Here is a 24,498-nt window from a genome sequence, read left to right on the forward strand (position 1 = left end):
TATACGATAATGGTTATTTTATAGGCGCTTACAATTTCCCGTAACTTCTCATCATTTCTGAATAAATGCTTCGATGAAGCGGGATAATCTGCTGTTTTTAGCAGCAGATTTCCCCACTTCTTTGCGATCTGCGTCGCATTTTAGAACATGATCGTCATGCGAAAAATGCGTCTTATTCGACCACAACGCGCCCATGCAGCGACTGTACCGGACGGTTATTATCGTGATGCATGGTATGAGTAAATTTCTCAAGCTGTTCTGCTGAGAGGGTTAACGGCTGTTTGAGCACGATCCAGGTGACCCCTTCAGAACACGGTGGCGTGGTCAAGGAGCCGCTAAAGCGCCAGTAAGTTTTCACCTTTGGCAGCAGTTTGTTCAGGTTGAGCTCCTTCTCAATCGATACATTCTGTTCAGCCTGCTGAGGCATCACACTCCACAGCTTTTCCAGCTCGGGATTCGCAGCACCGTTATCAAACATGACGGCCACCACGGCCAGCTCACCCGCGCTGTTTTTATGTACCAGATGCATCTCCATCGCGTACTTCTTGCCATGCACGGTGTTTTCGCTCGGTGCATGGAAGTGGAACTGCTGTAGCGTCCAGGTTTGCTTGTCCAGGGTTATCGTGTTGCGGGTATCTGCTTTTTCGCTGGCCTGAATGGTATGGCCATTGTTTGTCAGCCCGACAGGGCCATCAATGTAGTGCGTTTTAAGCGGAGGGAGATGGGCGTTAGCGGTCGAATCAATATTAATCGGAGACTGGTTCATCCCGCTTTGACAGGTCTTGTATGCCTCGTCCAGCTCGCCCCAGTGTTCCGGTGAACCTTCCCCTTCGTAGCTCCAGTGTGACGCAAATGCTGAAGCCGAAACCATGCTCAGCGCCAGCAGCGCTGCCTTGCCTGTAATGTGTTTCATCATATTCTTCCGGTGAATTTTTATAATACAAATCAACATGATTTGTGTGGTTATTTTACCGAAGAATGGCAGAGGGAGAGAGAATAATCAGAGGGTGAAAGGCGTGGTCAGATGACCACGCCAAATGCTTATTTTTTACGGCCGGTGATGCGGCACCACTCTTCTTTCTCAACCACCGGGTCGAGGGTGAAAAGATCGGCGTAGGCTTCACACACGCTGTCGGCCTGGCTCGCCAGAATACCGGAAAGCCCCAGCAGACCGCCCTCAACGGGCAGCACGCTGATTAACGGGGCCAGCTCACGCAGTGGGCCTGCCAGAATGTTTGCGACCACCACATCGGCTTTCATGGCGTCTGGCTGTGCATCCGGCAGATACAGCTCCAGACGATCGGACACGCCGTTACGCTCGGCGTTGTCGCGGCTGGCCTGAATCGCCTGCGGATCGATATCGATCCCGATGGCTTTAGCTGCGCCCAGTTTCAGGGCGGCAATCGCGAGGATCCCGGATCCACAGCCAAAGTCGATCACCGTCTTCCCGTCCAGATCGAGACCATCCAGCCACTGCAGGCACAGGGATGTGGTTGGGTGAGTGCCGGTACCAAATGCAAGGCCCGGGTCGAGCATCACGTTGACCGCATTCTCGTCCGGGACGTCGCGCCAGCTTGGGCAGATCCACAGACGCTTGCCGAACTGCATCGGGTGGAAGTTATCCATCCACTCGCGTTCCCAGTCTTTATCCTCCAGCTGTTCGATTTTGTGCACAAAACCCGCGCCCAGCAGAGGATGGTTTTCCAGAATCGCGACAACCTCTTTCATATCGGTTTCGGCATCAAACAGGCCAATAACGTCGGTATCGCCCCACAGGCGGGTTTCGCCCGGCAGTGGCTCAAAGACCGGCGTGTCATGCGTGTCCTGGAAGGTGATAGAGACCGAACCGGCCTCCATCAGCGCATCGCTCAGTTCCTCGGCGTTAGCGCCGGTTGTGTTCAGTTTTAGTTGGATCCACGGCATGGCAAAACTCTTTATTTATCAGTAGAAATCATAGCGGGTTGTGGGACAGGCTGACCGAAACGGTTCCCCACCACAAACGCCAGTAAACTTAGCAGTAACGAAGGCACAATCGGATGGAAGCCCAGGTACTGAATCTTAAACGTTGCGAGGACGGCATACAGCACACCGCCGACGATCATGCCGCTCAGCGCGCCCGCCGCGTTTGCCCGCTCCCAGTAGAGCCCTAACACCAGCGGCCACAGGAATACCGCTTCCAGCCCACCAAATGCCAGCAGGTTCAGCCAGATGATCATCTCCGGCGGACGCCATGCGGCGAGCATCATCAGAATACCGAGCACCAGCGTGGTCCAGGTTGAGATGCGTTTCAGCTTCTGCTCATTATGCATTTTAGCCGGACGCGCGCTAAGCCACAGATCTTTGATAATGGTGGCGGAAGCCTGAAGCAGGTGCGCGTTAACGTTGGACATGATGGCCGCCATCGGTGCAGCAAGGAATAAACCTGCGGCCCACGGCGGCAGAACCTGCACCATCAGCGTTGGGATCACCTGATCCGGCACGGTCAGGTGAGGTAATACAGCTCGACCCAGCGCGCCCGCCAGATGCATGCCCAACATCAGAAGGGCGACAACGACGGTACCAATCACAATCCCGCGGTGAACGGCTTTGCTGTCTTTATAGGAGATACAGCGCACGGCGGTGTGCGGCAGACCGATAACCCCAAAGCAAACCAGCACCCAGAAGGAGGTCATAAACGCGGGCGTCAGGATATCGTCAGCACCATGAGGGCTGACCAGCTTAGGATCGATCTGTTCCAGCGTTTGCACTGCATTGTGTAACCCGCCGGCCGCGTAGATGACGCCGACCAGCAGCACAAGAGTACCTATCAGCATCACCATGCCCTGCATGGTGTCGTTCAGCACGCTGGCGCGGAAACCGCCAAACGCGGTGTACAGCGCAATCGTGATCCCGAAGATGAGCAGCCCGGTCTCGTACTTAATACCCGCTGCCGTTTCCAGCAGGCGCGCGCCGCCAATAAACTGAACGGCAATGGCGCCGACGAAGGCGACAATCAGGCTGATACTGGCAATCCAGACCACCGCGCGGCTCTGATAACGCGCCTGCAGCATGTCGTTCAGCGTAATGGCGTTATAGCGGCGAGCGAGTATGGCAAATTTTTTGCCCAGAATACCCAGTGACAGCCAAATCGTGGGCACCTGAATCATGGCCAGCAATACCCAGCCCAGGCCGTATTTGTATGCGGCTCCCGGCCCGCCGATAAACGAACTGGCGCTCACATAGGTGGCGGTCAGCGTCATCGCCAGCACAAACCCGCCCATGGAACGGCTGCCGAGGAAATATTCGCTCAGGAACGATCCGGTACTGCGTTTGCGCATGGCATAGAAAGATAGGCCAAATACCACGATCAAATAGACAACCAGTACGGTGATGATTTCAGTTTGCATCACTGTCCTCCAGCGGGAAATCGCGGAAGATAAAGCGCACCATCAGCCAGCTGAGCAAAATGAAAACCAACGGCACCAGCAGACACGCCATTTCAAACCAGTGCGGCAGGCCGGTTATGCCGGACGCTGAATTCGGTAAGTAAGCAGTTACTAACCATGCGGCGAGATAGAGAAGGGTCAGCCACAGCGCCCAGCGCGCTTCTTTATGGGCCTGAACAAAACGTTTGTCCATTTTTTGTCCCTTGTGGATGAAGAAAGCGGGGATTGTACATGATGAGGCTTTCCAGGCCCCAGAAATAAAAAAGGCCGGATAATCCGGCCTTTTCGTGTGCGCGCAGTCTTACTTCTCGTTAAGACCGAGTTTCTTCTCGAGATAGTGGATGTTGGTTCCACCATTCTGGAAGTGCTCGTCGCTCATAATGCGCATCTGCAGATCAACGTTGGTTTTGATACCGTCGATGATCAGCTCCTGCAGGGCGTTCTTCATGCGGGCAATCGCCACGTCACGGTTTTCGCCGTAGCAGATGAGTTTACCGATCATTGAGTCATAGTATGGCGGTACGGTGTAACCTGCGTAGATATGAGATTCCCAACGCACGCCAAAGCCGCCCGGCGCGTGGAAACGCGTGATTTTACCCGGGCTTGGCAGGAAGGTGTTCGGGTCTTCGGCGTTGATACGACACTCGATCGCATGGCCTTTCACCACAACTTCTTCCTGCTTGATGGACAGCGGCTGACCGGCTGCGATACGCAGCTGTTCTTTGATCAGGTCAACGCCGGTGATCATTTCGGTAACCGGGTGTTCAACCTGAATACGGGTGTTCATTTCGATGAAATAGAACTCGCCGTTTTCGAACAGGAACTCAAAGGTACCCGCCCCGCGATAGCCGATATCGACACACGCTTTGGCGCAACGCTCGCCGATGTAGCGACGCAGTTCCGGGGTAATACCCGGTGCTGGCGCTTCTTCGACCACTTTCTGGTGACGACGCTGCATGGAGCAGTCACGTTCTGCCAGATAGATCGCGTTACCCTGACCGTCAGCCAGCACCTGAATTTCGATGTGGCGTGGGTTTTCCAGGTATTTTTCCATGTATACCATGTCATTGCTGAAAGCGGCTTTCGCTTCAGCTTTGGTCATGGAGATGGACTGCGCCAGGTCAGCATCGCTGCGCACAACGCGCATACCGCGACCGCCGCCGCCGCCGGACGCCTTGATGATAACCGGGTAGCCAATGCGTTTAGCATGAGCACGGTTAGCATCCATGTCGTCGGTCAGAGGGCCGTCAGAGCCTGGTACGGTTGGCACACCGGCTTTTTTCATCGCGGTGATTGCAGACACTTTGTCGCCCATCAGGCGGATGGTGTCGGCTTTCGGGCCGATGAAGATGAAGCCAGAGCGTTCAACCTGCTCAGCAAAGTTGGCGTTCTCAGAGAGGAAGCCGTAACCCGGATGAATTGCCACCGCGCCGGTGATTTCAGCGGCGCTGATGATAGCCGGGATGTTCAGATAGCTTTTTACGGACGGAGCCGGGCCAATACAGACCGTCTCATCCGCCAGCAATACGTGTTTTAAATCGCGATCCGCGCTTGAGTGCACAGCGACGGTCTTGATGCCCAGTTCTTTACAGGCACGAAGAATACGCAGTGCGATCTCGCCGCGGTTGGCGATAACAATTTTATCCAGCATGTACGCCTCGTTACTCGATGACGACCAGCGGCTCGTCAAATTCAACCGGCTGACCACTTTCGACCAGAATCGCTTTCACAGTACCTGATTTGTCTGCTTCGATCTGGTTCATCATTTTCATCGCTTCAACGATGCACAGGGTATCGCCTACGTTGACTTTCTGACCCACTTCGATGAACGCCTTCGCGTCCGGGCTCGGGGTGCGGTAGAAAGTACCAACCATTGGGGAACGTACGATGTGACCACTGATTTCTGCTGCAGCGGCAGGTGCGGCTTCAGTTGCTGCTGGCGCAACGGCTGCGGAGAGCGCAGGCTGCTGCACTGGCGCAGCATAAGCCTGCTGCATTACCGGGAAGCTAGCGGCTGGGGCTGCACGGCTGATGCGTACAGACTCTTCGCCTTCAGAAATTTCCAGTTCGGAGATGCCTGATTCTTCAACCAGCTCGATCAGTTTTTTAATCTTACGAATATCCATGAGTGGGTTCCGTACTCTTGTTTAGTGTGATTGTGACAAGCGTTTTACCGCTGTCTGTAAAGCGTATGAATAGCCGTCTGCGCCCAGTCCACAGATAACGCCAGCAGCGATATCTGACAGATACGAATGGTGGCGGAACGGCTCTCGGGCGTGCACGTTACTCAGGTGGATCTCGATAAACGGGATACTCACCGCGAGCAGTGCGTCGCGGATAGCAACACTGGTGTGCGTAAACGCGGCCGGATTGATCAGGATATAGTCCACATTGTCTTTAGCCTGATGAATACGGTCGATGATTGCGTACTCCGCATTCGACTGAAAATGATCCAAATCCACATTCAGTGACGCTGCTTCCGTTCCCAGACGGTTAACAATTTCACTCAATGTCAGCGTGCCGTACTTCTCTGGCTCACGGGTTCCGAGCATGTTCAGGTTCGGTCCGTTCAAAACTAAGATATGGAACTTATCAGTCATTATGCCGCTATCTCCTGCGATTTTCGGGTAAAAAACAAAATATACCTTCGAAACGCAAATGTCACCTTTTCAGAGGCTTAAAACCGCTGTCAGGCGAACCAAGGTCGCACATTATAACGATTTCGTAGCATTTAGCAGCTAAATACTGGTCTTATCAGGGAAGATTATCAACCGCTATCCGAAAAAGATTTGCGGTTGACGGGGAATATGCGGGAAAACGCACAGTTTCGCGAACTATCGCAACCACTGGCGGAACTTCTTGTAACGCCATGCTAAAAGCGCCACGGCGGCCAGTGCGTACAGGACCGGCTGCGGGGAGAGGATCTTCACCGACCACAGGTAATGAATGGGGGCGAGGATCGCGACAAGATAGACGAAGTTGTGCAGCAGCTGCCAGCGCCTGCCCAGTTTTCGCTGCGCATATTGCGTGGAGGTCAGCGCTAACGCCAGTAAAATCACCCAGCTCACAATACCCAGCGTCAGATAAGGGCGTGTCACCAGTTCGCGGCCAAGCAGTGCCAGATTGTTAATTCCCAGTTCCAGCAGGGCATAGCTGGTGAGGTGCAGCGTCGCCCAGGCAAAACACCATAGCCCTAACAGCCGACGGGTGCGTATCAATAGTGGCTGTTTAGCGTAGCGCGCCAGCGGCGAAACGAGCAAGGTGGCCAGCAAAAATTTCAGAGCCATCCGACCGGTAAAATGCTGGATATCCTTGGCCGGGTCTGCGCTAAAGAGCCCCTGGCTGGCGGCCCAGAACAGCCATATAAAAGGAAGTAACCCGGCCAGGTGCAGCAGCACTTTCAGCCAGGTAATCTGTTTTGCCGTTAAACGCACTCAGAAGTTCTCCCGTAAATTGAGGCCACGGTACAGCGAGGCCACTTCATCCGCATAGCCGTTAAACAGCAGCGTGGGCTGACGCTTCACGTCCAGCGCACCGCCGGAACCGATAAACCGCTCGGTTGCCTGCGACCAGCGCGGGTGATCCACATGCGGGTTCACGTTGGCGAAGAAACCGTATTCGTTCGGAGCCGCCAGATTCCAGGTGGTGGGCGGACGCTCGCGGGTGAGCTTAATGCTGACGATGGACTTAATTCCTTTGAAACCGTATTTCCACGGTACGGTTAAACGGATGGGGGCACCGTTCTGCGGCGGAAGCGCCTTGCCGTACACGCCGACGGTCAGCAGGGTAAGCGGGTGCATCGCCTCATCGAGACGTAGCCCTTCCACATACGGATACTCAAGCCCGCCGCCGATAAACCGGTCTTTTTGTCCTGGCATCTCGTCCGGCGCATAGCGCGTCTGGAAAGCGACATATTTTGCGTTGCTGGTGGGCTCAACCATCGCCAGCAGTTTATGCAGCGGGAAGCCGACCCACGGCACCACCATCGACCAGGCCTCCACGCAGCGCATGCGGTAGATACGCTCTTCGAGCGGGAAACGGGTGGTCAGATCGTGATGATCCAGCGTCAGAGGTTTCGCCACTTCGCCATCAATCTTCAGCGTCCACGGATCGGTTTTGAGGCTACCGGCGTTGGCGGCAGGATCGGCCTTGTCGAGACCAAATTCGTAGAAGTTGTTGTAGCCGGTGACTTTATCTTCTGGCGTCAGCGTCAGTTTATTTTGCCATTGGGCGGGTTTCGTAAAGGTGAGCGGGGCGCCGGAAGGGGCCTTCGGCCGATCGTTGCCTTTAAACCAGTCGAGCAGGTCGGCGTGTGCCGCCGGAGAGAGCGTCAGGGCTGTGGCGCTGATGCCAAGCATTTTCAGGATCTGGCGGCGCTGTAACATAAAGACAGACTCGGACGTTACGTCGGCTTCCGTCAGTTTTCGGTTTTTCATGGCATCCTCCGTCATGCGTTTTCCTAAGCATGACGGAGGAGAGGGATTCGCGCGAATATGTCACGAAAATTTGAAGATTAGGCGATTTTCACCAGCGCACGACCTTGGAACTGGTTGTCCATGATCTTACTGGCATAGTCCGGTGCCTGGCTGAGCGTAATCTCCGTTGCGCTCCGGGTGTAGAAGGATTCCGGCAGATCGCGTACCAGACGTTCCCATGCCTGCGTACGGCGAGCCGCTGGGGTCATCACGGAATCCACACCCTGCAGGCGGACGTTACGCAAAATAAATGGCATCACGGTGGTGGGCAGGGCAAATCCGCCCGCCAGTCCGCAGGCTGCCACGCAGCCGCCGTAGTTCATCTGCGCCAGGACTTTTGCCAGCACTTTATCACCGACGGTATCCACCGCGCCTGCCCAGACCTGTTTTTCCAGTGGACGGGTTTCGGCGAATTCGTCACGGCTGAGAATGCGGCTGGCCCCGAGCTGGCGCAGGTAATCGTGGGTGCTTTCGCGGCCCGACACCGCCGCGACCTGATAGCCCAGCTTGTGCAGCAGCGTGACAGCCGTGCTGCCCACGCCGCCGCTGGCACCGGTGACGACAATTTCACCCGACTCAGGGCGGATGCCCGCCTCTTCCAGCGCCATCACACACAGCATGGCGGTAAAGCCTGCCGTACCGACGATCATCGCCTTGCGGCCATCCATGCCTTTCGGCATTGGCACCAGCCAGTCGCCCTTCACGCGCGCCTGCGTTGCCAGCCCGCCCCAGTGATTTTCACCTACGCCCCAGCCGGTGAGCAGCACCTGCTGGCCCGGGTGGAAGCGCGGATCCTCGCTGGTATGAACCCGGCCCGCGAAATCAATCCCCGGCACCATAGGGAAATTTCGGATGATTTTACCCTTACCGGTAATCGCCAGCGCATCTTTATAATTTAAACTGGACCAGTCAATGTCGACGGTTACTTCGCCTTCCGGCAGGCGACTCTCTTCAACCGCCTGCACTGAGGCAAGCGTTTTGCCGTCCTGCTGTTCTAAGATCAAAGCCTGCATACGGGGTCCTCTCGACTCAGATGATTGGAAAATAATTTCTGAAGACTATACTCGCTCAGGGAAACGCAATGCCGATTTAACGCAATAAATTGCCAGATACACCCGATTTGATAGTATGCCGCATTTGGAATGCAAGTTAGCGCTTACTCGCTACCCCATCAACCCACGGAGTAATCTCAAGGATGCGATTAACGACGAAGTTCTCGGCTTTTATCACCTTGCTGACGGGGCTTACCATTTTTGTCACGCTTATGGGCTGCTCCCTGAGCTTTTACACCGCCATTCAGGACAAGCTGGTTAACCGGGTACAGTCTGTTGCATCGGTGATTGATGCGCGTCTGCTGACGACGCCGCTACCGGCGCTCTCCCGTGAGCTCGATGAGTTGATGGTACCTGTTGATATCGTTCAGATCGACATTCTGCAGGGAAAGCATCGTGTTTTAAGCCACGAACGGCCGGGAAGCTATCGCCCCGCGGGCGTGGTGAGCCAGTATCGGGAAGTGACGGTGCATTCCCTGAAAAATCCGGGGATGACCATACACATGGTCTACCTCGATCCGATGGCGAGCTATTTTCGTTCAATGATGACCACCGCACCGCTCACCGTCGCCGTTGCGTTTATCGTCCTGCTGATCTTTCTCGCGGTCCGCTGGCTGCGCCGACAGCTCTCCGGCCAGGAGCTGCTGGAGATGCGCTCCGTGCGGATCCTTAACGGTGAACGCGGTCCGCAGGTGCGTGGCTCGGTCCATGAGTGGCCGTCACGCGCCAGCAGCGCGCTGGATACGCTGCTCTCGGAAATCCAGTTTGCCAGCGACCAGCGCAGCCGAATGGATACGCTGATTCGCTCTTATGCCGCCCAGGATAATAAAACTGGCCTTAACAACCGTCTTTTCTTTGATAATCAACTCGCGACGCTGCTCGACGATTCAGAAAAAGTGGGGACACACGGGGTGGTGATGATGATTCGCCTGCCCGATTTCGATCTCCTGCGCGATACCTGGGGACAGCGGGCTGCGGAAGAAAATCTCTTTACGCTGATCAACCTGCTCTCCACCTTTATTATGCGCTACCCGGGCGCGCTGCTGGCCCGCTATCACCGCAGCGACTTTGCCGTATTGTTGCCGCACCGCACGCTGAAGGAATCAGAAAGCATCGCCAGCCAGCTGCTGAAAGCGGTGGATGCGCTGCCGCAGAGCAAAATGCTCGACAGGGACGATATGGTCCACATGGGGATCTGCGCCTGGCGTGGCGGACAATCCACAGAACAGGTGATGGAACATGCGGAAGCGGCCACCCGCAACGCCGTGTTGCAGGGGGCGAACGGATGGGCGGTTTATGACGACTCGCTGCCGGAAAAAGGGCGTGGCAACGTGCGCTGGCGTACTTTGATTGAGCAAATGCTTAGCCGCGGTGGACCACGTATTTATCAAAAACCCGCGGTCATGAAAAACGGCAACGTTCATCACCGCGAGCTGATGTGTCGTATTTTTGACGGTACGGAAGAGGTTATCTCGGCGGAATATCTGCCGATGGTCCTGCAATTTGGCCTGTCCGAAGAGTATGACCGCCAGCAAATTACCCGATTGATTCCGTTTTTATCTTTTTGGCCTGAAGAAAGTCTGGCATTACAGGTTACCGTTGAGTCATTAATACGCCCACGTTTTCAGCGCTGGCTGCGTGATACATTAATGCAATGCGAAAAATCGCAACGCAAACACATTATTTTTGAACTTGCTGAGGCCGACGTAGGTCAACACATCAGCCGGTTACGTCCGGTGGTTCGTTTGATCAATGCGCTCGGTGCGCGTGTAGCGGTGACGCAGGCAGGCTTAACGCTGGTCAGTACCAACTGGATCAAGGAGCTGGATGTAGAATTATTAAAGCTACATCCGGGGCTGGTAAGGAATATTGAGAAGCGTACGGAAAACCAGCTGCTGGTACAGAGTCTGGTAGAAGCATGCAAGGGAACGCGAACACAAGTATTTGCCACGGGCGTGCGCTCCAGAGGTGAATGGCAGATGTTAACAGAGCGCGGTGTGATGGGTGGTCAGGGGGATTTTTTTGCTGCCTCTCAACCGCTTGACACCAACGTGAAAAAATATTTGCAAAGATACTCTGTTTGACCTGCCGTTTACGCTGTTTTCACGTAGAATATCGCGCCTGTAGCTTTGAGTATGTCGAGCAAAAAGCCAGTGAACGACCTTTAACGGGTTACAAACGTCAGTGGGGAACGCTACTGTTTATTCAGCCCTGAGGGAGTCAGGGGATGATTTTGTAACATCAGGAAACGTACTGCACAAATTTTCACCGTTGCAGATGATTTTTGCGCCTTGTCGCTGCTGCGTGTGGTTGGTAAAGTAAGCGGATTTTGTTTTCCGCCCCAGCTTTCAGGATTATCCCTTAGTATGTTGAAAAAATTTCGTGGCATGTTTTCCAATGACCTGTCCATTGACCTGGGTACCGCGAATACCCTTATTTATGTAAAAGGACAAGGCATCGTATTGAATGAGCCTTCTGTTGTGGCCATTCGTCAGGATCGTGCAGGCTCGCCGAAAAGCGTGGCCGCAGTGGGTCATGACGCGAAGCAGATGCTGGGTCGTACCCCTGGCAACATCGCCGCCATTCGCCCAATGAAAGACGGCGTTATCGCCGACTTCTTCGTGACTGAAAAAATGCTTCAGCACTTCATCAAGCAGGTTCACAGCAACAGCTTCATGCGCCCAAGCCCGCGTGTTCTGGTGTGTGTGCCGGTTGGTGCAACCCAGGTAGAGCGTCGCGCAATTCGTGAATCTGCCCAGGGCGCAGGTGCGCGTGAAGTGTTCCTGATTGAAGAGCCAATGGCGGCGGCCATCGGTGCTGGTCTGCCTGTGTCTGAAGCGACCGGTTCCATGGTGGTGGATATCGGTGGTGGTACCACTGAAGTGGCCGTTATCTCTCTGAACGGCGTGGTGTACTCCTCTTCCGTACGTATCGGTGGTGACCGCTTCGACGAAGCCATCATTAATTATGTACGCCGTAACTACGGCTCTCTGATCGGTGAAGCCACCGCAGAGCGTATCAAACACGAAATCGGCTCTGCGTATCCGGGCGATGAAGTGCGTGAGATCGAAGTGCGTGGCCGTAACCTGGCTGAAGGTGTGCCACGCGGTTTCACCCTGAACTCCAACGAAATTCTGGAAGCACTGCAGGAACCACTGACGGGTATCGTGAGCGCGGTAATGGTCGCGCTGGAACAGTGCCCACCAGAGCTGGCGTCCGATATCTCCGAGCGCGGTATGGTTCTGACCGGTGGTGGTGCGCTGCTGCGTAACCTCGACCGCCTGTTAATGGAAGAGACAGGTATTCCTGTCGTAGTTGCAGAAGATCCACTGACTTGCGTCGCCCGTGGTGGTGGCAAGGCGCTGGAAATGATCGACATGCACGGCGGCGATTTGTTCAGCGAAGAGTAGTCGAGTTTGAGAGGGTAGCAATTTGCTACCCTTTCTCTCTGACGCGAGAATACGCATAGCCTATGAAGCCAATTTTTAGCCGTGGCCCATCGCTACAGTTTCGCCTCATTCTGGCGGTTCTGGTTGCGCTTGGGGTCATTATTGCCGATAGCCGCCTCGGTACGTTCAGCCAGATCCGAACGTACATGGATACCGCCGTCAGTCCTTTCTACTTTATATCCAATGGTCCCCGTGAATTGCTCGACTCCGTTTCTCAAACGCTGTCTTCACGTGACCAACTCGAACTCGAAAACCGGGCATTACGTCAGGAACTGTTGCTGAAAAACAGTGAACTGCTGATGCTGGGGCAATACAAGCAGGAAAATGCGCGTCTGCGTGAACTGCTCGGCTCGCCGCTGCGTCAGGATGAGCAGAAAATGGTCACGCAGGTGATCTCCACCGTGAACGACCCCTACAGCGATCAGGTTGTGATCGACAAAGGGAGCGTGAACGGGGTGTATGAAGGTCAGCCTGTTATCAGTGATAAAGGCGTCGTGGGCCAGGTGGTTGCCGTGGCCAAACTGACCAGCCGCGTGCTGCTGATTTGCGATGCCACGCATGCGCTGCCGATCCAGGTCCTGCGTAACGACATCCGCGTGATTGCGGCCGGTAATGGCTGTACGGACGACCTGCAGCTGGAACACCTGCCAGCTAACACGGATATCCGCGTGGGTGACGTCCTGGTGACCTCCGGTCTGGGCGGACGCTTCCCTGAGGGCTATCCGGTTGCGGTGGTCTCTTCGGTGAAGCTGGATACGCAGCGTGCCTATACCGTGATTCAGGCGCGTCCAACCGCCGGTTTGCAGCGTCTGCGCTATCTGCTGCTGCTGTGGGGCGCCGATCGTAACGGTGCTAACCCGATGACGCCTGAAGAGGTGCATCGCGTGGCAAATGAGCGCCTGATGCAGATGATGCCGCAGGTTCTCCCGCCTGCGGATTCCATGGGGCCACCTGCGCCAGTCCCGGCGCCGGCAACCGGGTTAACGCAGCCGCTGCCGGATGCGCCGCCACCGCCTAAACTCTCTTCGGGAGGGCAGTAGTGGCAAGCTATCGTAGCCAGGGACGCTGGGTCATCTGGCTCTCGTTTCTCATTGCACTGTTGCTGCAAGTGATGCCCTGGCCGGATGACATTCTCGTTTTCCGGCCAAACTGGGTATTGCTCATTTTGCTCTACTGGATCCTTGCCCTGCCGCATCGCGTAAATGTCGGCACAGGTTTCGTGATGGGTGCCATACTGGATCTCATTAGCGGCTCTACGCTTGGCGTGCGCGCCTTGTCCATGAGCATTATTGCGTACCTCGTCGCACTCAAATTCCAGCTCTTCCGTAACCTTGCGCTCTGGCAACAGGCCCTGGTGGTGATGCTATTGTCGCTCGCTGCGGATATCGTTGTTTTCTGGGCAGAGTTTTTAGTGATCAACGTCTCTTTCCGACCGGAAGTGTTCTGGAGTAGTGTAGTAAACGGTGTGCTCTGGCCATGGTTATTCCTGCTGATGCGTAAGGTTCGCCAGCAGTTTGCTGTGCAATAAAAGGTTTCTATGACGTCTTTGTATCTCGCTTCCGGCTCCCCGCGCCGTCAGGAACTCCTGACGCAGCTAGGGGTCTCTTTTGAACGCATCGTGACCGGCATTGAAGAAAGACGTGCTGAGGGCGAAAGCGCCCAGCAGTACGTGTCTCGCCTGGCGCGTGAGAAAGCGCAGGCGGGCGTGGCCAGTGTGCCATGCGATCTCCCCGTGCTGGGAGCAGATACCATCGTTATTCTGAACGGTGAAGTGCTTGAGAAACCGCGCGACGCCGATCATGCGGCGCGCATGCTGCGCAAACTGTCCGGACATACGCATCAGGTGATGACGGCCGTCGCGTTGGCTGACAGCCAGCACGTGCTGGATTGCCTGGTGGTGACAGAAGTGACGTTCAGAGTGCTTACCGACGACGACATCGCCGCTTATATTGCCAGCGGTGAACCAATGGATAAGGCAGGTGCATACGGTATTCAGGGGCTGGGTGGCTGTTTTGTCAGGAAGATTCATGGCAGCTATCACGCCGTAGTCGGCTTACCGCTGGTGGAAACGTATGAGTTGCTGAGCAATTTTAACTCACTGCGTGAGGGAAGGGATAATTATGACGGCTGAATTGTTGGTAAACGTAACGCCATCGGAAACCCGTGTGGCCTATATTGATGGTGGCATTCTTCAGGAAATTCATATTGAGCGTGAAGCGCGGCGCGGAATAGTAGGCAATATCTACAAAGGTCGTGTCAGTCGTGTACTACCGGGTATGCAGGCGGCTTTTGTAGATATTGGACTGGATAAGGCGGCATTTTTACATGCCTCCGATATCATGCCGCACACCGAGTGCGTCGCGGGCGAAGAGCAAAAGCAGTTTGCCGTGCGCGACATTTCCGAACTGGTGCGTCAGGGACAGGATCTGATGGTGCAGGTGGTGAAAGATCCCCTCGGTACCAAAGGCGCCCGTCTGACCACCGACATCACCTTACCTTCCCGCTATCTGGTCTTTATGCCCGGCGCGTCGCACGTGGGCGTTTCGCAGCGTATTGAGAGCGAAACCGAGCGCGAGCGTCTGAAGAAAGTGGTGAGTGCCTACTGCGATGAGCAGGGCGGGTTTATCATCCGTACCGCCGCAGAGGGGATCAGCGAGGAAGACCTGGCGTCGGATGCGGCTTACCTGAAGCGCGTCTGGACCAAAGTGATGGAGCGTAAAAAACGCAACCAGACCCGCTACCAGCTCTACGGTGAACTGGCGCTTGCACAACGCGTTCTGCGTGACTTTGCTGATGCGCAGCTCGACCGCATTCGCGTGGACTCGCGCCTGACCTATGAAGCGCTGCTGGAATTTACCGCCGAATATATCCCCGAGATGCCTGGCCTGCTGGAGCATTATTCAGGGCGTCAGCCGATCTTCGATCTCTATGATGTCGAAAACGAGATCCAGCGTGCGCTGGAGCGTAAGGTTGAACTGAAGTCAGGCGGCTATCTGATCATCGATCAGACCGAAGCGATGACCACCGTCGATATTAACACCGGCGCGTTTGTCGGCCATCGCAATCTCGATGACACCATCTTCAACACCAACATCGAAGCCACGCAGGCGATTGCGCGCCAGCTTCGTCTGCGCAATCTGGGCGGCATTATCATCATCGACTTCATCGATATGAGTAATGAAGACCATCGTCGCCGCGTGCTGCACTCGCTTGAGCAGGCGTTGAGTAAAGATCGCGTGAAAACCAGCATCAACGGCTTCTCACAGCTGGGGCTGGTGGAAATGACGCGTAAGCGTACCCGCGAGAGCGTGGAGCATGTGCTGTGTAATGAATGCCCGACCTGCCATGGACGCGGAACGGTAAAGACGGTTGAGACCGTCTGCTACGAAATTATGCGTGAAATTGTGCGTGTGCATCATGCCTACGACTCCGACCGTTTTCTGGTCTATGCTTCCCCTGCGGTGGCTGAAGCGCTGAAAGGCGAAGAGTCACACGCGCTGGCGGAAGTGGAAATCTTTGTCGGCAAACAGGTAAAAGTACAAATTGAACCGCTCTATAACCAGGAGCAGTTTGACGTCGTAATGATGTAAACGCAGTACGCTGCGTGACGAATGCTGACAAGGAGAGATGCGTGAGGCGATTGCCGGGGATTTTATTGCTTACAGGGGCAACGCTGGTCGTGATTGTCGCGTTGCTCGTGAGCGGGCTACGCCTCGTATTGCCGCATCTGGACAGCTGGCGTCCGCAGCTGCTGGCGAAAATCGAATCCACCACCGGCGTGCCGGTGAACGTCAGTCAGGTCAGCGCTAACTGGCAAAATTTTGGCCCGACGCTCGATGTCCGGGATATCAACGCCCGCCTGAAAGATGGCGGCTACCTGAAAATCAAACGCGTGACCCTGGCGCTGGACGTCTGGCAAAGCCTGCTGCATCTGCGCTGGCAGTTTCGCGATCTCACCTTTTATCAGCTCCAGTTCCTGACCAATACGCCGCTGTCCGGTAGCGATAGCGGTCAGGGGCTTGAAGCCAACCGCTTCAGCGATCTTTTCCTCCGCCAGTTCGATCATTTCGATCTGCGCGACAGCGAAGTGAGCTTTATTACTCTTTCCGGCCAGCGCGCCGAGCTGGCGATCCCGCAGCTGACCTGGCTCAACGGTAAGGATCGGCACCGCGCCGAGGGGCAGGTCAATCTCTCAAGCCTGAACGGCCAGCACGGCGTGATGCAGGTGCGCATGGATCTGCGCGACGATGACGGCCTGTTAAATAACGGCAAAGTCTGGCTGCAGGCCGATGATGTGGACGTCAAGCCGTGGCTGGGCGACTGGCTCCAGCAAAATATGCAGCTGGAAACGGCCCGCTTCAGTCTTGAAGGCTGGCTGACCCTGACGAAAGGCGAATTTGCCAGCGGTGATATCTGGCTCAAGCAGGGGGGCGCGAGCTGGAAAGGCGAAAAACAACAGCATCAGCTTTCCGTCGATAACCTCACCGCACACGTGACGCAGGAGAAAGAGGGCTGGCAGTTTGCCATTCCGGATACGCGCATCACCATGGACGGCAAGCCGTGGCCGCGCGGTGCGCTGACGCTGGCCTGGATGCCGGAGCTGGACGTTGGTGGTACGGCCAGTAAACGCAGCGACGAGCTGCGCATCCGTGCCAGCAACCTGGATTTGGCCGCCATTGAAGGGCTGCGCTCGATGGCGGCAAAGCTCTCTCCCGATCTCGGCGAGATCTGGCTGGCAACGCAGCCGAGCGGGAAGATAGACGCTCTGGCGCTGGATATCCCGCTCCAGGCGACGGAAAAAACCCGCTTCCAGGCAACGTGGAAAGATCTTGCCTGGAAGCAGTGGAAGCTGCTGCCGGGTGCAGAGCACTTTAGCGGCAAGCTAGAAGGTAGCGTGGAAAACGGCAGGCTGACGGTTGATATGCACGACGCCAAAATGCCTTACGAGACGGTCTTCCGCGCGCCGCTGGAAATCAAACAGGGCAGCGCGGTGCTTAACTGGCTCCGTAACGACAAGGGTTTCCAGCTTGATGGCCGCCATATCGATGTGAAAGCCAAAGCGGTGCACGCGCGCGGCGATTTCCGCTATCTGCAGCCTGAAGGGGATGAGCCGTGGCTGGGTATTCTCGCCGGGATCAGCACCGATGATGGCTCTCAGGCCTGGCGCTACTTCCCGGAAAACCTGATGGGAAAAGCGCTGGTAGACTATCTCAGCGGGGCGATTCAGGGCGGTCAGGCGGACAATGCCACGCTGGTCTACGGCGGAAATCCGCATCTTTTCCCGTATAAACATAATGAAGGTCAGTTCCAGGTGCTGGTGCCGCTGCATAACGCCACCTTCGCGTTCCAGCCGGGCTGGCCCGCGCTGAAAAACCTGGATATAGAACTTAATTTCCTCAATGACGGCCTGTGGATGAAGTCCGACAGCGTGGCGCTGGGCGGCGTGACGGCCAGTAACCTGACGGCCAACATTCCGGACTACTCAAAAGAGAAGCTGCTGATTGATGCCGACATCAACGGTCCCGGCAAGGCGGTCGGACCGTACTTTGAGGAGACGCCGCTGAAAGAGTCGCTGGCCGCGACGCTTCAACAGCTGCAGCTTGATGGCGATGTGAATGCTCGCTTACATCTTGATATCCCGCTGGACGGCAAGATGACCACCGCCAAAGGCGACGTCCGTCTGAAGAACAACAGCCTGTTCATCAAACCCCTTGAGAGCACGCTGAAAAATCTCAGCGGGCAGTTCAGCTTTGAGAACGGTAACCTGAAGAGCGAGCCGCTTACGGCCAGCTGGTTTAATCAGCCCGTTAATATTGACTTCACGACGACCGAGGGTGAAAAGGCCTATCAGGTAGCCGTCAATCTGGACGGTAACTGGCAACCATCACGTATGGACGTCCTGCCGAAGCCCATTGAGGCATCAGTGGAGGGGGCGGTTGCCTGGCAGGGTAAAGTGGCAATCGACCTGCCTTATCACGCGGGTGCCCAGTATAAGGTCGACATCACGGGCGATCTGAAAAACCTTCAGAGCCAGCTGCCTGCGCCGCTGGATAAACAGGCCGGACAGCCGCTGCCGGTAAAGCTGAACGTCGATGGCAACCTGAACAGCTTCGCGCTGACCGGCAGCGCGGGTGGGACAAACCACTTCAACAGCCGCTGGCTGCTTAACCGCAAGCTCACTCTCGATAAAGCCATTTGGACAACGGATAGCCGCTCCACGCCGCCGCTGCCGGAGCAGACGGGCATTGAGCTGAATCTCCCGCCGATGGACGGTGCTGAGTGGCTGGCGCTGTTCCAGAAAGGCGTTGGGCAAAACGTTGATGAAACCGCCCAGTTCCCACAAACCATTACCGTACGCACGCCGTCGCTGATGCTGGGCGGACAGCAGTGGAACAACCTGAGCATTGTCTCGCAGCCTGGCGCTAACGGCACGAAGGTGGAGGCCCAGGGCAGAGAGATCAACGGTACGCTGACCATGCGCAATCACGCGCCGTGGCAGGCGGCGATCCGCTACCTCTACTACAACCCGGCAAGCGCTGCGAGCGGGAAAGATAACCCGGCAGAGACGTCGCCGCTGAGTCATACCTCCCGCGTCGATTTTAGCGGCTGGCCCGATCTCCAGCTGCGCTGTGCGGAGTGCTGGCTGTGGGGGCAGAAATATGGCCGTATCGACGGTGATTTCACTATTCAGGCAAACACGCTTACGCTCTCCGGCGGTCTGGTTGATACCGGATTTGGCCGCATGACGGCCACAGGGGAATGGGTGAATAACCCGGGCGAGCAGCGGACGTCCCTGAAGGGCGACATTAAAGGCAACAAACTGGATGCGGCAGCCAGTTTCTTTGGTATCAGCACGCCGCTGCGCGGCTCGTCATTTGACGTTGATTACGATCTTCACTGGCGCGACGCCCCGTGGAAGCCGGATGAGGCCTCGCTTAACGGCATTCTGAAAACCCACTTCGGCAAAGGTGAAATTGCCGACGTAAGCACGGGGCGTGCCGGACAGATTCTGCGCCTGCTGAGTTTTGACGCGCTGCTGCGCAAGCTGCGCTTCGATTTCAGTGATACCTTCAACGAAGGTTTCTACTACGATTCCATCCGCAGTACGGCGTGGATCAAGGACGGCGTTCTGCACACGGACGACACGCTGGTGGATGGCCTTGAAGCGGATATCGCCATGAAAGGCTCCGTTAACCTCGTGCGTCGCGAACTGGATATGGAAGCCGTCGTGGCACCGGAAATTTCCGCGAGCGTGGGTGTGGCGGCAGCTTTCGTGGTGAACCCGATTGTTGGTGCGGCGGTGTTTGCCGCCAGTAAAGTGCTGGGGCCACTCTGGAGCAAGGTCTCCATTCTGCGCTACCGCATTACCGGTCCGGTAGATAAACCGCAGATTAACGAGGTGCTGCGCCAGCCGCGCAAAGATGCACAGCAATGATTTGACGTGGGCAGGTAATTGCCTCACTCTCAATAAATACGATCTTTATACCGCCACGGGCGGCAACGAACGAGTAGCAATACGATGAGTCTGAACCTGGTAAGTGAACATTTGCTCGCAGCGAACGGCCTGAGCCATCAGGACCTGTTCTCCATTCTTGGTCAACTGACCGAACGCCGTCTCGACTACGGCGACCTTTATTTCCAGTCGAGCTATCACGAATCCTGGGTTTTAGAAGACAGCATCATCAAAGATGGCTCCTACAACATCGACCAGGGCGTCGGCGTCCGTGCCGTCAGCGGCGAGAAAACCGGTTTTGCCTATGCCGATCAGATTAGCCTCACCGCACTTGAGCAGAGCGCGCAGGCCGCGCGTACCATTGTGCGTGATACCGGCGATGGTCGCGTGAAAACCCTCGGAGAAGTGCAGCACTCTGCGCTCTATACCAGCATCGATCCGCTGCAGAGCATGAGCCGTGAAGAGAAGCTGGATATCCTGCGTCGCGTGGACAAAGTCGCCCGCGCGGCGGACAAACGCGTGCAGGAAGTTTCAGCCAGCCTGAGCGGTGTGTATGAACTGATTCTGGTGGCGGCAACGGACGGCACCCTGGCGGCAGATGTTCGCCCGCTGGTGCGTCTCTCCATCAGCGTGCAGGTCGATGAGGACGGCAAACGCGAGCGCGGCTCAAGCGGCGGCGGCGGTCGTTTCGGCTATGACTGGTTCCTGGGCGACGTTGACGGTGAAGCGCGCGCTGACGCGTGGGCAAAAGAAGCCGTCCGCATGGCGCTGGTGAATCTGAATGCCGTCGCGGCGCCGGCGGGCTCATTCCCGGTGGTGCTGGGTGCCGGCTGGCCGGGCGTATTGTTGCATGAGGCGGTAGGCCACGGCCTGGAAGGCGACTTTAACCGTCGCGGGACGTCCGTGTTCAGTGGACAGATCGGGCAACTTGTCTCCTCGGAGCTGTGCACCGTGGTGGATGACGGCACCATGCGCGATCGCCGTGGCTCGGTGGCTATTGACGATGAAGGTACGCCAGGCCAGTACAATGTGCTGATCGAAAACGGCGTGCTGAAAGGCTACATGCAGGACAAACTCAACGCGCGCCTGATGGGTGCTGCGCCGACGGGCAACGGACGCCGTGAATCTTACGCGCATCTGCCGATGCCGCGCATGACCAACACTTACATGCTGCCGGGCAAATCCACGCCGCAGGAGATTATCGAATCCGTTGATTACGGTATCTTTGCGCCAAACTTTGGCGGCGGCCAGGTGGACATCACCTCCGGTAAGTTTGTCTTCTCTACTTCAGAAGCGTACCTGATCGAGAAGGGCAAAGTAACCAAAGCGGTGAAAGGTGCAACGCTGATTGGCTCCGGTATTGAAGCCATGCAGCAGATCTCGATGGTTGGTAACGATCTGAAGCTGGATAATGGCGTGGGCGTCTGCGGTAAAGAGGGCCAGAGCCTGCCGGTTGGCGTGGGCCAGCCAACGCTGAAAGTGGACAACCTGACGGTGGGCGGTACAGCCTGACCTGACTCCTTCATAAAAAAGGCGCTACATCAGTAGCGCCTTTCTTTTAGCGTAAGTGACCCAGCGGTATCTCCGGATCCGGCTCGTGCGTGATGCGGTTACGCAAATCACGACGAATGATCTCGATCGACCAGAACCAGACCAGATGGCCCACGATCTCTGACACGTGTTCATACCACGGCAGCTCAAACAGCGGTGGCGTCAGCCCCATCAGCGGGAAGGAGATCATATGCACAAAGAGCTGAGCTAACGCACCCGCCAGCAAACCCTGCCAGAGTTTAATTTTCGGGAAGACTTCAGCAACGACACAATACCCGACAGCGAAGACGATTGAGAAAATAATATGCGTCACGCCGACCCAGTTAAATATATGTCCGGCAAATGTATAAACCGCTGCGTTAGGATCAACAACACCCAGCCAGTCACGTAAAAATACATAGGGAGGGTTTAAAAAATTACGTGAACAGTCAATCTGGCTTGCGGCTCTTATTAATTGCTCAGGCCCGCATGCGCCGGTAAATAGATCGGTGGGGCTGCGTGGCGGAAGCGGTACTTCGGCTCCCCATTTGACAAACGCGGAGACAATCCCTGCAATTAAACCGACGAATGCGGCGAGCCCATAGCGCCTGCGTGAAGGCGGTGTTTGTTCAAATAGATTCATTTCTTTTCCTTGTTTAATGTCATCCTGCGGAATACATTTTATTATTCATATAAGCAACAAATTAATAACAGTCTGAACAGCAGACTGTTTATAAAGTAAAGGGCGGGCGGCGGCAGTGTCAATTAGCTATTCCTGATAGTGGCGAAGGAATATTCCAGATTGCAGAGGGGGTTTATCCTGGAAATATTCATCGCTCATATACTTTCAGGGATAAATCGATTATTCCTTCCTTCTTCCCCGCATCCCCTGAAACAGCTCCGCCACGTCCACAAAATACTCGGTCAGATAGTTAATACACACCTGTACCTTGAGCGGGAGTTTGTCTTTTTCGGTATACAGGGCGTACACCGGGCGCGGATCGGACTGGTAGCGTGGGAAGAGGATCTCCAGCACGCCGCTGTTGATCTCGTTGATCACCCACATCAGCGGCACGTAGGCGATCCCGGCGCCGGCCACCAGCCAGCGCGAAATGGTCATCGGATCGTTGGTGACAAAACGCCCTTCCGGTAGCAGTCGGGTGGAGATCCCTTCCGGGGCAATCAGCTCAAATTCATTGTCGGGCCGCACGCTGTACTCCAGCCACGAGTGGTTGGTGAGGTCGGCGGGTTTTTCCGGCACACCGTACTGCGCCAGATAGCTCTTCGATGCACAGACCACCATCGGCATGCTGCCCAGCCGACGCGAGAACAGGCTGGAATCCTGCAGCGCGCCGACGCGGATCACCACGTCCAGCCCGTCGGCAATCAGATCCGGCGCCGGGATACCCGTCACCAGATTGACGGTAAGCCCGGGGTACTCTTTCAGCATATCCGCGGTCATGGCAGCGAGAACATTTTGTGCCATAGTTGAAGAACACCCGATGCGCAGCGTGCCGATGGGGGTGTTGTTGAAGGCATAAAGCTGTTCGTGAACATCCTGCACTTCAAGCAGCATGCGGCGACAGCCCTGATAGTAAATTTTACCCGCTTCCGTCAGCCCAATGCTGCGGGTGCTGCGGTTGAGCAGCTTGACCTGAAGCTCATCTTCCAGTTTGGACACCGTCTGGCTGATGGATGAGACGCTCATCTGAAGCTGGCGGGCAGCGGCGGTAAACGAGCCCAGTTCAACCACTTTGGCGAAGACCGACATGCGTTTTAAACGTTCCATTGTTCACTCTGGCTTAAAAGTGATTTAGATCACATATTATAGATAACAGCATAACAGTTACGTTAATATATTATTTATTACATAACGGCTGCGCCATTCTCGCCCGGCGTTTCTTGCTCTCCTGCGATGGCGTGCGCTAAAAAATTCTGAAGCCTGCACTCTCTCTAATCAAGGTCAACATGAGTCTGTTTCCCGTTATCGTGGTGTTCGGTCTGTCGTTCCCACCGATATTTTTCGAGCTTCTTTTATCACTGGCGATCTTCTGGCTGGTGCGCAAGGTGCTGGTCCCTACCGGGATCTACGATTTCGTCTGGCACCCTGCATTGTTCAATACCGCGCTGTATTGCTGCCTGTTCTATCTGATATCGCGCATGTTTGTCTGAGGTTGATGTGAAAACGCTAACAAGAAAAATCTCCCGCACTGCCATCACTACGGCGCTGGTTATCCTCGCCTTCATCGCTATTTTCCGCGCCTGGGTCTATTACACCGAATCACCGTGGACGCGTGATGCACGCTTCAGCGCCGATGTGGTGGCCATCGCCCCTGACGTGGCCGGTCTTATCACGGCGGTCAACGTCCACGACAACCAGCTGGTGAAGAAAGATCAGGTCCTGTTCACCATCGACCAGCCTCGTTACCAGAAAGCGCTGGAAGAGGCGGAAGCGGACGTGGCCTATTACCAGGCGCTGGCTGCGGAGAAACGCCGCGAGGCTGGCCGCCGTAACCAGCTTGGCGTTCAGGCAATGTCCCGTGAAGAGATTGACCAGTCCAACAACGTGCTGCAAACCGTGCTGCACCAGCTGGCGAAAGCGCAGGCAACGCGCGATCTGGCGAAGCTCGATCTGGAGCGTACCGTGATCCGCGCACCGTCTGATGGCTGGGTGACCAACCTTAACGTCTACGCCGGGGAATTCATTACCCGCGGCTCAACCGCCGTGGCGCTGGTGAAACAGAACTCCTTCTACGTACTCGCCTATATGGAAGAGACCAAGCTGGAAGGCGTACGTCCGGGCTACCGGGCAGAAATCACGCCGCTGGGCAGCAATCGCGTCTTTAAAGGCACCGTCGACAGCGTTGCCGCAGGGGTGACTAACTCCAGCAGCTCTAACGATGCCAAAGGGATGGCGACGGTAGATTCCAACCTCGAGTGGGTGCGTCTGGCCCAGCGCGTGCCTGTGCGCATCCACCTGGATGAACAGCAGGGCAACCTGTGGCCTGCGGGTACCACGGCGACGGTGGTGATTACCGGTGAAAAAGACCGGGATGCCAGCCAGGACTCGTTCTTCCGTAAAATTGCCCACCGCCTGCGCGAGTTTGGTTAATC

Annotated in this window: 22 protein-coding genes; 10 read left to right on the forward strand and 12 right to left on the reverse strand. The window is 55.9% G+C overall.

Annotation, left to right across the window (positions count from 1 at the left end; all coding sequences use genetic code 11):
* Positions 1 to 172 precede the first annotated feature (172 nt).
* From AC0TN7_RS12265 to acuI, 10 genes are all read right to left on the reverse strand, one after another.
* Complete coding sequence (locus AC0TN7_RS12265) at positions 173 to 913, reverse strand: carbonic anhydrase family protein (protein WP_048991384.1); 741 nt, start codon at positions 911 to 913, stop codon at positions 173 to 175.
* Positions 914 to 1,041: 128 nt separating this feature from the next.
* On the reverse strand, positions 1,042 to 1,923 hold the full coding sequence (gene prmA, locus AC0TN7_RS12270; RefSeq protein ID WP_024906316.1) for a 50S ribosomal protein L11 methyltransferase: 882 nt from the start codon (positions 1,921 to 1,923) through the stop codon (positions 1,042 to 1,044).
* 11 nt (positions 1,924 to 1,934) lie between these two features.
* A complete protein-coding gene (gene panF, locus AC0TN7_RS12275; protein WP_032650448.1) occupies positions 1,935 to 3,386 on the reverse strand; it encodes a sodium/pantothenate symporter in 1,452 nt (483 codons plus the stop codon).
* A complete protein-coding gene (locus AC0TN7_RS12280) occupies positions 3,376 to 3,618 on the reverse strand; it encodes a YhdT family protein (protein ID WP_267215680.1) in 243 nt (80 codons plus the stop codon). The genes panF and AC0TN7_RS12280 overlap by 11 nt, the downstream gene beginning before the upstream one ends.
* A 108-nt stretch (positions 3,619 to 3,726) precedes the next feature.
* Positions 3,727 to 5,076: an acetyl-CoA carboxylase biotin carboxylase subunit gene (accC, locus tag AC0TN7_RS12285; RefSeq protein WP_024906319.1), complete on the reverse strand. Its 1,350-nt coding sequence runs from the start codon at positions 5,074 to 5,076 to the stop codon at positions 3,727 to 3,729.
* Positions 5,077 to 5,086: 10 nt separating this feature from the next.
* Positions 5,087 to 5,551 carry an acetyl-CoA carboxylase biotin carboxyl carrier protein gene (gene accB, locus AC0TN7_RS12290; protein ID WP_013098992.1) on the reverse strand — a complete coding sequence of 155 codons (465 nt, stop codon included), beginning with the start codon at positions 5,549 to 5,551 and terminating at the stop codon, positions 5,087 to 5,089.
* Between the two features lie 21 nt (positions 5,552 to 5,572).
* On the reverse strand, positions 5,573 to 6,025 hold the full coding sequence (gene aroQ / locus AC0TN7_RS12295; RefSeq protein WP_024906320.1) for a type II 3-dehydroquinate dehydratase: 453 nt from the start codon (positions 6,023 to 6,025) through the stop codon (positions 5,573 to 5,575).
* 234 nt (positions 6,026 to 6,259) lie between these two features.
* Positions 6,260 to 6,859, reverse strand: a complete 600-nt coding sequence (gene msrQ, locus AC0TN7_RS12300) for a protein-methionine-sulfoxide reductase heme-binding subunit MsrQ (RefSeq protein WP_024906321.1) — start codon at positions 6,857 to 6,859, stop codon at positions 6,260 to 6,262.
* Positions 6,860 to 7,861, reverse strand: a complete 1,002-nt coding sequence (gene msrP, locus AC0TN7_RS12305) for a protein-methionine-sulfoxide reductase catalytic subunit MsrP (protein WP_023333641.1) — start codon at positions 7,859 to 7,861, stop codon at positions 6,860 to 6,862.
* Between the two features lie 77 nt (positions 7,862 to 7,938).
* Entirely contained in the window at positions 7,939 to 8,913 is a 975-nt protein-coding gene (gene acuI, locus AC0TN7_RS12310; RefSeq protein ID WP_049123414.1) for an acrylyl-CoA reductase (NADPH), read from the reverse strand.
* A 182-nt stretch (positions 8,914 to 9,095) separates the two neighbouring features.
* On the opposite strand from acuI, the gene csrD reads away from it, so the two are divergent.
* From csrD to tldD, 8 genes are all read left to right on the forward strand, one after another.
* The gene (csrD, locus tag AC0TN7_RS12315; protein ID WP_090418905.1) at positions 9,096 to 11,036 is read left to right on the forward strand and encodes an RNase E specificity factor CsrD; all 1,941 of its coding nucleotides are present in this window, start codon (positions 9,096 to 9,098) and stop codon (positions 11,034 to 11,036) included.
* A gap of 282 nt (positions 11,037 to 11,318) precedes the next feature.
* Positions 11,319 to 12,362 carry a rod shape-determining protein MreB gene (gene mreB, locus AC0TN7_RS12320; RefSeq protein ID WP_000913396.1) on the forward strand — a complete coding sequence of 348 codons (1,044 nt, stop codon included), beginning with the start codon at positions 11,319 to 11,321 and terminating at the stop codon, positions 12,360 to 12,362.
* A gap of 62 nt (positions 12,363 to 12,424) precedes the next feature.
* The gene (gene mreC, locus AC0TN7_RS12325) at positions 12,425 to 13,441 is read left to right on the forward strand and encodes a rod shape-determining protein MreC (RefSeq protein WP_032650442.1); all 1,017 of its coding nucleotides are present in this window, start codon (positions 12,425 to 12,427) and stop codon (positions 13,439 to 13,441) included.
* Positions 13,441 to 13,929: a rod shape-determining protein MreD gene (gene mreD / locus AC0TN7_RS12330; protein WP_023309399.1), complete on the forward strand. Its 489-nt coding sequence runs from the start codon at positions 13,441 to 13,443 to the stop codon at positions 13,927 to 13,929. The genes mreC and mreD overlap by 1 nt, the downstream gene beginning before the upstream one ends.
* 9 nt (positions 13,930 to 13,938) lie before the next feature.
* Entirely contained in the window at positions 13,939 to 14,532 is a 594-nt protein-coding gene (locus AC0TN7_RS12335; RefSeq protein WP_024906325.1) for a Maf family protein, read from the forward strand.
* Positions 14,522 to 15,991 (forward strand): ribonuclease G, encoded by a 1,470-nt coding sequence (gene rng / locus AC0TN7_RS12340; RefSeq protein WP_010436156.1) that lies wholly within the window; start codon positions 14,522 to 14,524, stop codon positions 15,989 to 15,991. Before AC0TN7_RS12335 ends, rng begins: the two co-directional genes overlap by 11 nt.
* 41 nt (positions 15,992 to 16,032) lie before the next feature.
* Positions 16,033 to 19,836 carry an AsmA2 domain-containing protein YhdP gene (yhdP, locus tag AC0TN7_RS12345; RefSeq protein WP_473702181.1) on the forward strand — a complete coding sequence of 1,268 codons (3,804 nt, stop codon included), beginning with the start codon at positions 16,033 to 16,035 and terminating at the stop codon, positions 19,834 to 19,836.
* An 84-nt stretch (positions 19,837 to 19,920) separates the two neighbouring features.
* A complete protein-coding gene (tldD, locus tag AC0TN7_RS12350) occupies positions 19,921 to 21,366 on the forward strand; it encodes a metalloprotease TldD (RefSeq protein ID WP_417927718.1) in 1,446 nt (481 codons plus the stop codon).
* Between the two features lie 46 nt (positions 21,367 to 21,412).
* On the opposite strand, the gene AC0TN7_RS12355 is transcribed toward tldD, so the two are convergent.
* Complete coding sequence (locus tag AC0TN7_RS12355; RefSeq protein WP_024906328.1) at positions 21,413 to 22,027, reverse strand: YagU family protein; 615 nt, start codon at positions 22,025 to 22,027, stop codon at positions 21,413 to 21,415.
* A 219-nt stretch (positions 22,028 to 22,246) separates the two neighbouring features.
* Positions 22,247 to 23,173: an HTH-type transcriptional activator AaeR gene (gene aaeR, locus AC0TN7_RS12360; RefSeq protein ID WP_023309395.1), complete on the reverse strand. Its 927-nt coding sequence runs from the start codon at positions 23,171 to 23,173 to the stop codon at positions 22,247 to 22,249.
* Positions 23,174 to 23,352: 179 nt separating this feature from the next.
* Here aaeR and aaeX point away from each other — a divergent pair, with 179 nt between their 5' ends.
* Complete coding sequence (gene aaeX, locus AC0TN7_RS12365; protein WP_003860416.1) at positions 23,353 to 23,556, forward strand: p-hydroxybenzoic acid efflux pump operon protein AaeX; 204 nt, start codon at positions 23,353 to 23,355, stop codon at positions 23,554 to 23,556.
* Between the two features lie 7 nt (positions 23,557 to 23,563).
* Positions 23,564 to 24,496, forward strand: coding sequence for a p-hydroxybenzoic acid efflux pump subunit AaeA (gene aaeA, locus AC0TN7_RS12370; protein WP_032650427.1), 933 nt, complete (start codon positions 23,564 to 23,566; stop codon positions 24,494 to 24,496).
* Positions 24,497 to 24,498: the final 2 nt, after the last annotated feature.

The sequence above is a fragment of the Enterobacter sp. PL_is511 genome (assembly GCF_055816065.1).

Coding starts and splice junctions, on each gene's coding strand:
- prmA (WP_024906316.1), bottom strand. CDS start 1,923: ATGCCGTGGATCCAACTAAAACTGAACACAACCGGCGCTAACGCCGAG.
- AC0TN7_RS12355 (WP_024906328.1), bottom strand. CDS start 22,027: ATGAATCTATTTGAACAAACACCGCCTTCACGCAGGCGCTATGGGCTC.
- csrD (WP_090418905.1), top strand. CDS start 9,096: ATGCGATTAACGACGAAGTTCTCGGCTTTTATCACCTTGCTGACGGGG.
- AC0TN7_RS12265 (WP_048991384.1), bottom strand. CDS start 913: ATGAAACACATTACAGGCAAGGCAGCGCTGCTGGCGCTGAGCATGGTT.
- aroQ (WP_024906320.1), bottom strand. CDS start 6,025: ATGACTGATAAGTTCCATATCTTAGTTTTGAACGGACCGAACCTGAAC.
- tldD (WP_417927718.1), top strand. CDS start 19,921: ATGAGTCTGAACCTGGTAAGTGAACATTTGCTCGCAGCGAACGGCCTG.
- msrP (WP_023333641.1), bottom strand. CDS start 7,861: ATGAAAAACCGAAAACTGACGGAAGCCGACGTAACGTCCGAGTCTGTC.
- rng (WP_010436156.1), top strand. CDS start 14,522: ATGACGGCTGAATTGTTGGTAAACGTAACGCCATCGGAAACCCGTGTG.
- mreB (WP_000913396.1), top strand. CDS start 11,319: ATGTTGAAAAAATTTCGTGGCATGTTTTCCAATGACCTGTCCATTGAC.
- mreC (WP_032650442.1), top strand. CDS start 12,425: ATGAAGCCAATTTTTAGCCGTGGCCCATCGCTACAGTTTCGCCTCATT.
- accC (WP_024906319.1), bottom strand. CDS start 5,076: ATGCTGGATAAAATTGTTATCGCCAACCGCGGCGAGATCGCACTGCGT.
- aaeX (WP_003860416.1), top strand. CDS start 23,353: ATGAGTCTGTTTCCCGTTATCGTGGTGTTCGGTCTGTCGTTCCCACCG.
- AC0TN7_RS12280 (WP_267215680.1), bottom strand. CDS start 3,618: ATGGACAAACGTTTTGTTCAGGCCCATAAAGAAGCGCGCTGGGCGCTG.
- aaeR (WP_023309395.1), bottom strand. CDS start 23,173: ATGGAACGTTTAAAACGCATGTCGGTCTTCGCCAAAGTGGTTGAACTG.
- AC0TN7_RS12335 (WP_024906325.1), top strand. CDS start 13,939: ATGACGTCTTTGTATCTCGCTTCCGGCTCCCCGCGCCGTCAGGAACTC.
- accB (WP_013098992.1), bottom strand. CDS start 5,551: ATGGATATTCGTAAGATTAAAAAACTGATCGAGCTGGTTGAAGAATCA.
- panF (WP_032650448.1), bottom strand. CDS start 3,386: ATGCAAACTGAAATCATCACCGTACTGGTTGTCTATTTGATCGTGGTA.
- acuI (WP_049123414.1), bottom strand. CDS start 8,913: ATGCAGGCTTTGATCTTAGAACAGCAGGACGGCAAAACGCTTGCCTCA.